The sequence below is a fragment of the Aeromonas sp. QDB23 genome (genome assembly GCF_027707745.1).
Taxonomy (GTDB): Bacteria; Pseudomonadota; Gammaproteobacteria; order Enterobacterales; family Aeromonadaceae; genus Aeromonas; species Aeromonas allosaccharophila.
This window is the reverse complement of the sequence record NZ_JAPCJA010000034.1, coordinates 45,049-53,803: the sequence shown is the minus strand read 5'-3', so window position 1 is coordinate 53,803 and position 8,755 is coordinate 45,049. Positions and strand designations below refer to the sequence as shown.

Annotated in this window: 7 protein-coding genes; all 7 read right to left on the bottom strand. The window is 60.1% G+C overall.

From position 1 onward, the window contains the following. Window positions 1–122: 122 nt before the first annotated feature. The 7 genes from tyrA to PG888_RS14720 all read right to left on the bottom strand — a co-directional run bounded on the left by tyrA (window position 123) and on the right by PG888_RS14720 (window position 8,754). Window positions 123–1,250 carry a bifunctional chorismate mutase/prephenate dehydrogenase gene (gene tyrA / locus PG888_RS14750; RefSeq protein ID WP_270693679.1) on the bottom strand — a complete coding sequence of 376 codons (1,128 nt, stop codon included), beginning with the start codon at window positions 1,248–1,250 and terminating at the stop codon, window positions 123–125. 118 nt (window positions 1,251–1,368) lie between these two features. Continuing rightward, complete coding sequence (locus PG888_RS14745) at window positions 1,369–2,442, bottom strand: 3-deoxy-7-phosphoheptulonate synthase (protein WP_163129788.1); 1,074 nt, start codon at window positions 2,440–2,442, stop codon at window positions 1,369–1,371. A gap of 345 nt (window positions 2,443–2,787) precedes the next feature. Then, window positions 2,788–4,104, bottom strand: a complete 1,317-nt coding sequence (gene glgC, locus PG888_RS14740) for a glucose-1-phosphate adenylyltransferase (protein WP_042655852.1) — start codon at window positions 4,102–4,104, stop codon at window positions 2,788–2,790. A 228-nt stretch (window positions 4,105–4,332) separates the two neighbouring features. Beyond that, on the bottom strand, window positions 4,333–5,250 hold the full coding sequence (gene secF / locus PG888_RS14735) for a protein translocase subunit SecF (RefSeq protein ID WP_234664027.1): 918 nt from the start codon (window positions 5,248–5,250) through the stop codon (window positions 4,333–4,335). 151 nt (window positions 5,251–5,401) lie between these two features. Next, complete coding sequence (gene secD, locus PG888_RS14730) at window positions 5,402–7,204, bottom strand: protein translocase subunit SecD (RefSeq protein WP_270693677.1); 1,803 nt, start codon at window positions 7,202–7,204, stop codon at window positions 5,402–5,404. A gap of 159 nt (window positions 7,205–7,363) precedes the next feature. Then, window positions 7,364–7,798, bottom strand: a complete 435-nt coding sequence (locus tag PG888_RS14725; RefSeq protein WP_213393128.1) for a hypothetical protein — start codon at window positions 7,796–7,798, stop codon at window positions 7,364–7,366. Between the two features lie 98 nt (window positions 7,799–7,896). After that, complete coding sequence (locus tag PG888_RS14720) at window positions 7,897–8,754, bottom strand: DUF6279 family lipoprotein (RefSeq protein WP_270693676.1); 858 nt, start codon at window positions 8,752–8,754, stop codon at window positions 7,897–7,899. Window position 8,755: the final 1 nt, after the last annotated feature.

Here is an 8,755-nt window from a genome sequence, read left to right as displayed (position 1 = left end):
GAGTATAAGATCACACCCTGTTCGGTCGGTCAAATCCTCGTGCCCTGCTTAAAAAACGTTCGCGATCTTGCCCTGGGCATCTTCCCTTTTTGGTGGTATTAGCGGTGACTGCTTTTGCAGGATCAGCCGTGTTGGCGGCGGTCGTTGGCCTGGGCCAGCAGCATGCGGCTTTCCCGCAGGAACTGGTCGGCATGTTCACCGAAGAAACCGGAGACCTGCGAGAAGGCGTCGATAAAGCCGGCTCTGTCCCCCCGCTCCAGCAGCCCCAGCGCTTCGCCGAAGTTTTGGTAGTAACGGCGGATCATCGCCAGATTCTGCGGTGACGACAAAATGATGTCGGCATAGAGGTGGGGATCCTGGGCAAACAGCCGCCCGACCATGGCGAGCTCCAGTCGGTAGATGGGGGAGCTCAAACTCAGCAGGCGATCCAGATTGGCCTGCTCCCGGGAGAGGTGCCAGCCATAGGCAAAGGTGGCGAAGTGACGCAGCGCCTGAATGAGGGTCATTGCCTCATCGTGGGCCTTGGCTTCTACCTGTTGCAAGCGGGCGCCCCAGATGGTCATCTGATCCAGCAGCCATTGGCTGGCGGCGGGGTCACGACCCTGACAGCAGACGATCACCTGCTTGGCGAGGCTCGCCACATCAGGTCCGAACATGGGGTGCAGCCCCAGCACCGGCCCCTTGTGTACCGCCAGCATATGTTCGAGCGGCGCAGCTTTTACGCTGGTGACATCCACCAGCAGGCAGTGGGCGGGCAAGTTGCCGAGGCGGTCGATGATTTGGCAGGTGATGTCGATGGGCACCGCCACCATCACCAGACCGGCGTCGGCGAGGATCTCGTCAGCGCGCGGCCAGTCGGCTTGCTCCAGCGTCTCGACCCGATAGCCTGAGAGGCCGAACATATGACCGAACAGCCGGCCAAGCTGGCCCTGACCGCCGATGATGACCACCTTGCCAAGATCCGGCTTTATGCACTTGAAGCCGGTGTCTTTCTCACTGGCATAAGATTCGCGCATGACCCGGCGCAGTACGTCCTCGATGAGATCGCCGGGCACCCCCAGTAGCTCGGCCTCGGCGCGGCGGCGGGCCAGCATGCTCGCCTCCCTGTCCGGTGCATAGATGGGCAGGCCGTGGCGGCTCTTCACTTCACCCACTTCCCCCACCAGGGCCAGACGGGCGGCCAGCAGAGCGATCAGCTGCTTGTCCACCGCATCTATCTTGTCCCTGAGTTCATTCAACTCTTCAGCCATATCCAGTCCCTGCTGGCGCCGAAAGCGGCGGCGCCCTGAAATTCAAGAGGCAACAAGGTATCACTGCGTGGGCAGTGATACCTCTATGGTTCAATCAGTTACGACAAGATACCACGGCTTACCGTGCAGTTCTGCCCTTGAGCGGCGCAGCCAGCTCGCGATGGCATCGCGCCAGCAGAGTGGCTGTGCTATCCCAGTCGATGCAGGCATCGGTGATGGAGACACCGTAGCGCATCTCGCACTTGGGCTGCTCGCTGGACTGGTTCCCCTCGAACAGGTTGGATTCGAGCATTACCCCTATGATGGAGCGGTTGCCCTCCTGGATCTGGTGGATGACGTTGTCGGCCACCTTGGGCTGCAAACGGTGATCCTTGCTGGAGTTGCCGTGGCTGCAATCCACCACGAGGCTCGGCAGCAGGCCCGCTTTCTCCAGCGCCTCTTCCGCCAGCGACACGTTAACCGAGTCGTAGTTGGGATGTTTGCCGCCGCGCAGGATCACGTGGCCATCCGGGTTGCCCTGGGTCTGCAGCAAGGCAACCTGACCCTGCTGGTTGATCCCCATAAAGGCGTGGGGGCTGGAGGCGGCCTGCAGCGCATTGATGGCAGTACCCAGGTTGCCGTCGGTGCCGTTCTTGAAGCCCACCGGCATGGAGAGACCGGACGCCATCTCCCTGTGGGTCTGGGATTCGGTAGTACGGGCGCCGATGGCCGACCAGGAGAAGAGCTCGGCCAGGTATTGCGGGCTGATGGGATCGAGCGCCTCGGTCGCCAGCGGCAGCTCCAGCTCTGCCAGCCAGCAGAGCAGCTCGCGGGCACGGTGCAGTCCCAGCTCCACATCGAAGGTGCCATCCAGGTTCGGGTCGTTGATAAAGCCTTTCCAGCCGACCGTGGTGCGTGGCTTCTCAAAGTAGACCCGCATGACGATGTAGAGAGAATCCTGGTAAGCATCATGCAGCGCTTTGAGTCGGGTTGCGTACTCTTTGGCGGCATCCATGTCGTGGATGGAGCAGGGACCACAGATCACCAGCAGCCGGTGATCGCGACGGTGGATGATGTCGGCGATGGTAGTGCGGGCCCCTTGCACGAATGCCAGCGCCTTGTCGGAGATGGGTAACTTCTCCTTGAGCTGGGCAGGGGTGATCATCACTTGTTCGGACTGGATATGGATGTTGTTCAGGGGATCTCGTTGCATAGCCTGTTTGCCTCGCCAGAGTCAGCACACTGGTTTTGATACCACCAGCTGTAATTATATATTTACGAAAGTACCGCTTTCGTTACGATTGGCCACCACAATACCAAGTAAATGCCAACTTTCAAGTGCGAATATGGAATTTAATAGCCTTTTGGCAATATAAAAGTACTGTTCATCGCCAAAGGTTTGGATTAACTGCCAGATTTGTCCATGAAATGCCACCCTTGTAATCATATCTTTACGATCTGGCGATGGGAGGTCGAATGGCGGGGGCAAGTGGCCGTAAAAAACGGGAGCCTGCAAGGGATCCCGTTGTTTGTCGCGATAACAGTGCTGGGCGGAGAGTTATGCCGGCACGGCCTGCTCTACAGCCTGCTTGCGCGCCGTTTTTGCCAGTGCATCCAGCATCGGCTTGGTGACCAGTACGATCCCCTGTTCGGAACGATGGAAGCGGCGGGCATCTTCATCGGCGTTCTCACCGATCACCATCCCTTCCGGCAGCTTGCATCCCTTGTCGATCACTACCCGACGCAGTCGGCAACCCGCGCCGATCTCCACACCCGGGAAGATCACTGCCTGATCCAGGGTGCAGAATGAATCAACCCGTACATTGGTGAAGAGCACCGAACTCAGGATGAAGGAGCCGCTGACGATGGTGCCGCCGGAGAACATCGAGTTGATGGTCATGCCGTGCTGGCCGTTTCTGTCCTGCACGAACTTGGCGGAGGGGGTCATGTTCTGGCTGGTCCAGATGGGCCACTCCTGATCGTAGATATCGAGCTCCGGGGTCACCGAGGCAAGATCCATATTGGCTTCCCAGAAGGAGTCTACGGTGCCTACATCGCGCCAATAGGGGGCTCTGTCAGGGGCACAACCGACGCAGGACATGCTGAACGGGTGAGCGTAAGCGGTGCCCTCTTTCACCACGCGGGGGATCACATCCATGCCGAAATCGTGGTGGGACTGCGCGTTGGCGATATCTTCATCCAGCAGCTGATAGAGATACTCGGCATCGAAGATATAGACCCCCATGGAGGCCAGGGCGTGCTCTGGTTTGCCCGGCATGGCGGGCGGGTTGGCCGGTTTTTCGACAAACGCATTGATCTTGCGATCATCATCCACCGCCATCACTCCGAAGGCGCTTGCCTCGCTGCGCGGTACTTCGATACAGGCCACGGTGACCTTGGCGCCCATATTGACGTGATCCAGCAGCATGGCGGCGTAATCCATCTTGTAGATGTGATCGCCCGCCAGCACCACCACATATTTGGGGGCGTGATCGCGGATGATGTCCAGGTTCTGGTAGACCGCATCGGCGGTGCCACGATACCAGTTCACCTCGTCCACTCGTTGCTGGGCAGGGAGCAGATCGATAAACTCGTTCATCTGATAGCGCAAGAAGGACCAGCCGGATTGCAGGTGGCGCAACAGGCTGTGGGACTTGTATTGGGTGACGACACCGACCCGACGAATGCCGGAGTTGATGCAGTTGGAGAGCACGAAATCGATGATGCGGAATTTGCCGCCAAAATGTACCGCAGGCTTGGCCCGGTTGTCGGTTAACTGTTTGAGGCGACTCCCCCGCCCTCCTGCGAGCACCAAGGCCATGGTCTCGTTCAGCAACTGTCTGGATTTCGCTGTATTGGCAGGTTGTAACAACATCTCATATCCCTTTGTAGATAAATCACTACAATGGTGCCGCTTTTGAGCCCTCAAGAAAGTGCTTTCAGTCACATTTTGGCGGTTGATTTCGTAACAAAATGACTCTTCTGTCATTAAAAACGACGTTCCGATCAGAAAGTGTTGCGAATCTGTTCAGTTGTCAATTGAGACGAGACTGGGAGCGGTGGCCCCTGCCGTGGGTTGGCAGGGGCCTGGTCAGTACAAGGGTCAGGCCGCGTTGGCCAGTGGCTCCTCGCTCTTCTTCTGGTAGGCCTGCGGGGTGAGGCCCAGCAGCTCCTGCACGGTCGAGGCGACGGTGATGGAGGAGACGGTGCCCACCAGGATCCCGGCAAACAGGGTGAAGGAGAAGCCGTAGAGGGCGTCACCGCCAAACAGCAACAGAGCGCCCACGGTAAACAGGGTGGTGCCCGAGGTGATCATGGTGCGACTGAAGGTCGCCTTGATGGCCACATCGGAGCACTCGTGGATCCCCATCTGGGTGCGCGAGCTCAGCAGATCCCGCAGCCTGTCCGAGATGACGATGCTGTCGTTGAGGGAGTAACCGATCACCGCCATCAAGCCGGCGATGATGTTGAGGTCAAACTCGATCTGGCACAGGGAGAGCAGCCCCAGCGCCACGATGGCGTCATGGACCACCGAGAGCAGGATGCCGATGGCCTGACGCCACTCGAAGCGAAATGCCAGATAGGCCGACATCGCCAGCGAAGCCACCAGCACCGCCAGCATCCCCTGCTGGAACAGCTCGGCACCCACCTGAGGGCCGACGATGGTGGTGCGCAGCAGCTCGACCGGCATCCCCAACTGTTGGCTCAGCATGGTGGCCAGCTCGGTGGCTTGCCAGGGCAGTTCGTGGGGGGGCAGCTTGATCAGCCACTCACCGGGTACACCGGCAGAGCTCAGCTCAACGGCCCCCGCCAGCGGGGAGACCAGCATGGCATTGAGCTCATGGGCCTCTTTCAGGGTCTGGATATGAAACTCCAGCAGGATCCCGCCGGTAAAATCGAGCCCCAGAGTCAGGCCGTTCACCAGCAAGATGGCCACGCTGGCCACGGTCAGCAGGATGGAGGCCCACAGGCCGATATAGCGCCAACGGGTCAGCCCCATGGCAACGATCATTCTCAACATAATTCTCTCCTTGGCCAGCCAGCATCAGGCTGTTGGCCCATCACGACGTGTCGCGACACGCCGGGGAAAAGGGTTCTGCTTTGGCATGCCCCGGCCATCTCCATGGCCGATGGCGCCGCCAAAGCCGCTCATCAGAGGGACAGCAGTCCCGTTACACCTTCAACGTGCGCTCGCTGCTGCGTCCCCACAGGGGGTTGATGATGGCGCGCGTCCCCCAGATCCCGGTGATCATGCTGGAGAGCAGACCCAGAATGAGGGTGATGGAAAAGCCCTGCAGCGGCCCGGAGCCGATGGAGTAGAGCACCACGGCGCAGATGAGGGTGGTGATGTTGGCATCGAAGATGGTGTGGAAGGCCGAGCGATAGCCAAAGTCGATGGCGTTGGCCAGTGAGCCCCCTTCTCGCAGACGGTCCTTGATCCGCTCGAAGATCAGCACATGGGTATCCACCGCCATGCCCACCGTCAGCACCAGACCGGCGATCCCCGGCAGGGTCAGCACGGCGCCCGGCAGCACCGCCAGCATGCCGACCTGCATCAACAGGTTGGCGACCAGCGCCGTGATGGCAACCCAGCCGAACTTGCGGTACCAGGCCATCATGAACAGCATCATGCCTGCCATGCCGAAGGCCAGCGCGGTGAAGCCCGCCTCGATATTCTGCATCCCCAGCGTCGGGCCAATGGATCGCTCCTCGAGGATCTTGAGGGGGGCGGTGAGGGCGCCGGCACGCAGCAGCATGGCCAGCTCTTGCGCTTCCGGCAGACTGCCAATGCCGGTGATGCGGAACTGGTTGCCAAGGGCGGTCTGGATGGTGGCGACGTTGATCACTTCGCTCTGGGCGCGCAGCTTGCCTTGAGCGTTGGTCTTGTACTCGGTGAAGACGGTCGCCATCGGTTTGCCCACATGTTGGCGGCTGAACTGGTTCATCTTGCTGCCACCCAGGGTGTCGAGCACGATATTGACCTGGGGTTGACCCATCTCGCCCATGTTGGCGCGGGCATCGACGATGTGCTCGCCGGTCAGCACCGGTTTGCGCGCCATGCCGACGGCCTGACCGCTGCGATCGGCGATATAGAAGTGGCTGTCGGCTTTGGCCTCGTAGAAGGCCAGCGAGGCGGTGGCACCGATCACCTCTTTCGCCTGCTTGGGGTTGTGAACCCCGGGCAGTTCGATACGGATACCATCCTGCCCCTGACGTACCACCGAGGCCTCGACGATGCCGAGTTCGTTGATCCGTTTTTTCAGGATCGACAGGTTCTGGGTCACGGCGTTGTTGACCAGCAGGGTGCGCTCCGCGTCGCTCAGCACCAGTTTCAGATCATTGCCGGAGCGGGTCAGCTTCCACTGATCCTGACGGGTACCGGCACTCTCCTTGATGATGGAGAGCCAGCTCTCCTGTTCGGCGACCTCCGGCAGAGTCACGGCTACGGCGCCCTGGGCGCTGCGCATGACGCTGGCGCCGCGCAGGTTCGCTTCACGAAAGCGGGTGCGCAGGGTATCCACCAGATTCTTGGTCTGGGTGTCGATGACAAAATCCACGTCTACCCCGATCAGCAGTTGGGAGCCGCCACGCAGGTCGAGCCCCAGCTTGATGGGGTCGGCGCCGAGGCGGGTGATCCAGCCCGGCGCGTTGGAGTGAAACTCCAGGGTGAGGGCGGCACTGTCGACCCCTTGCTGCTCCAGCAACTGCTTGGCGCGCTGCTGTTCGCCCTGGCTGGCAAAGACCAGTTCGACCCGCTCAGGTTGCTCGATCACCTTGACCGGCATCAGGTGTTTGTCGGCCAGCAGCATCTGTTGCTGGGTGGTCAGGCGCTGCTGTCCGTGCAGGCCGAGGGAGGGCTGCTCACCGAAAAAGGTGGGCAGGGAGTAAAAGGTAAAGGTCAACAGCATCAACAGCAGCAGTGCGTACTGCCACTTGCTCATGCGGTTGAGAATGGTGCGATTGCTCTTTCTCATGGCAAACAAGCCTCTGTCAGGAGAATGGTGCGCAGGCCGATAGCAGCAAGGCTCGGCAAGGCGCAAAAAAATGGAATGCATCGGGTGCGGATCAGGCGGCAGCCGGATCCGTCAGGATGAGGAGATGTGCAAACAGTGGATGTGCCAGCCCCTCCGGGGTCAGGCGCTCAGATAGCTCTGGTTGAAGCGGTATTGCAGATGTTGGCGCTGTAGATGACGCCGGTGGATCGCGCCGAAGTGATGGCGAAAACTCTGTTTGTGATAGAGCTCGGGGGCCAGCATCAGCCAGCCGAGCAGCAACAGCAGGATGGCCTGGGCAGACCAGCTCTGGATCAGCTCGTAGACCACGCTATCGGGCTGGTCGTCACTGCGCAGGGATTGTTCGAGACGCAGCAGGTGATTCTGATGGCTGCCGACAAACTTGATGACGCCATCATCGCTGTCGCTCAACTGATTGAACACCTGAGTCTGCTGCTGTTCACTGTGGGGATATGCGGGTAACAGCGGGCCTTCCATTCGGGTGATGGAACAAAGCAGGGTGAGGGCGATAACCAGAGTTACCAGCACCAGTTTGGCTTTGTCGATAAGGCGCAAAAAGTTAATTCCCGATAAATAGAAAGGGCAAACTACCACAGGCGGCGGCGGAGGGACAACCCTTGCCGCCTAATTAGGATGATTCCGAGGTCGCGTTGTCAGCTTCCGGTCATCTGCTCGAAGTCGCGGGCGTAGCCCTTGAGCAGGGAGTAGAGATGGGCCCGCTGGGAGATGTCCAGCGACTGGCTCATGGCGCTCAGCCAGTTGACCGTGCGCTGGCGCGACTGTTCGGTATAGCCGGTAAAGCGGCCATCCATCAGGCCATCTCCTTCGGCCAGCAGGTCAGTCAGCTCGCGGGTAAAGTCGGGACTCTGGCGCTGCTTCATCAGCCTGTCCAGCTCCTGGGTCCATGACGCCTGAAACTCGAGCCAGGGGGGCATCAGCTCGTATTGCCACTCGGCCCACTGGGCCACCAGTGGCGCCTGTGCCGGTTTCACCTCGCCAATCCAGAATTCGAGCCGCTTGTTCATCTTGTCGCGAAACTCCGCCAGCATCTGTTCTTTGGGCTCGGTGGCGAAGTCGTGCTGCCGCTCCTGTTGCCGCTTGACCCGATCGGTCATGAAGCGGGCCACCTGATCGTCGGTCAGGGTGCGCGCCAGTCTCACTGCGCGGGGAATGGTGTTTTCCAGGGTACGGGTCAGGCTCTGCTGCACCGCATCAAGGTTGGTGGAGATCTGCTCCGGGGTCATGGGGCTGGCAATGGCTTTGGCCAGCGCATCGAGATCCTTGGCGTAGCGGGGCAGCTCATGCTGGCGATGCCAGGCCATCAACCCCTTCACTTCGCGGCTGAGCAGATCCTTTTGCGAATAGGAGAGGGCGAAGTAGTCATCCAGCTGCCAGATGATGGCGGTATCGAGCCAGTAGTAGATCACCCGGGTGGAGCACCCTGTCAGCAGCAGGCCGATCAGCAGCAGACCCCAGGTTTTCGGCTTGTGCCAGCGCACCTTGTTTATCATC

Coding starts and splice junctions, on each gene's coding strand:
- secD (WP_270693677.1), bottom strand. CDS start 7,204: ATGAGAAAGAGCAATCGCACCATTCTCAACCGCATGAGCAAGTGGCAG.
- secF (WP_234664027.1), bottom strand. CDS start 5,250: ATGTTGAGAATGATCGTTGCCATGGGGCTGACCCGTTGGCGCTATATC.
- tyrA (WP_270693679.1), bottom strand. CDS start 1,250: ATGGCTGAAGAGTTGAATGAACTCAGGGACAAGATAGATGCGGTGGAC.
- PG888_RS14720 (WP_270693676.1), bottom strand. CDS start 8,754: ATGATAAACAAGGTGCGCTGGCACAAGCCGAAAACCTGGGGTCTGCTG.
- PG888_RS14745 (WP_163129788.1), bottom strand. CDS start 2,442: ATGCAACGAGATCCCCTGAACAACATCCATATCCAGTCCGAACAAGTG.
- glgC (WP_042655852.1), bottom strand. CDS start 4,104: ATGTTGTTACAACCTGCCAATACAGCGAAATCCAGACAGTTGCTGAAC.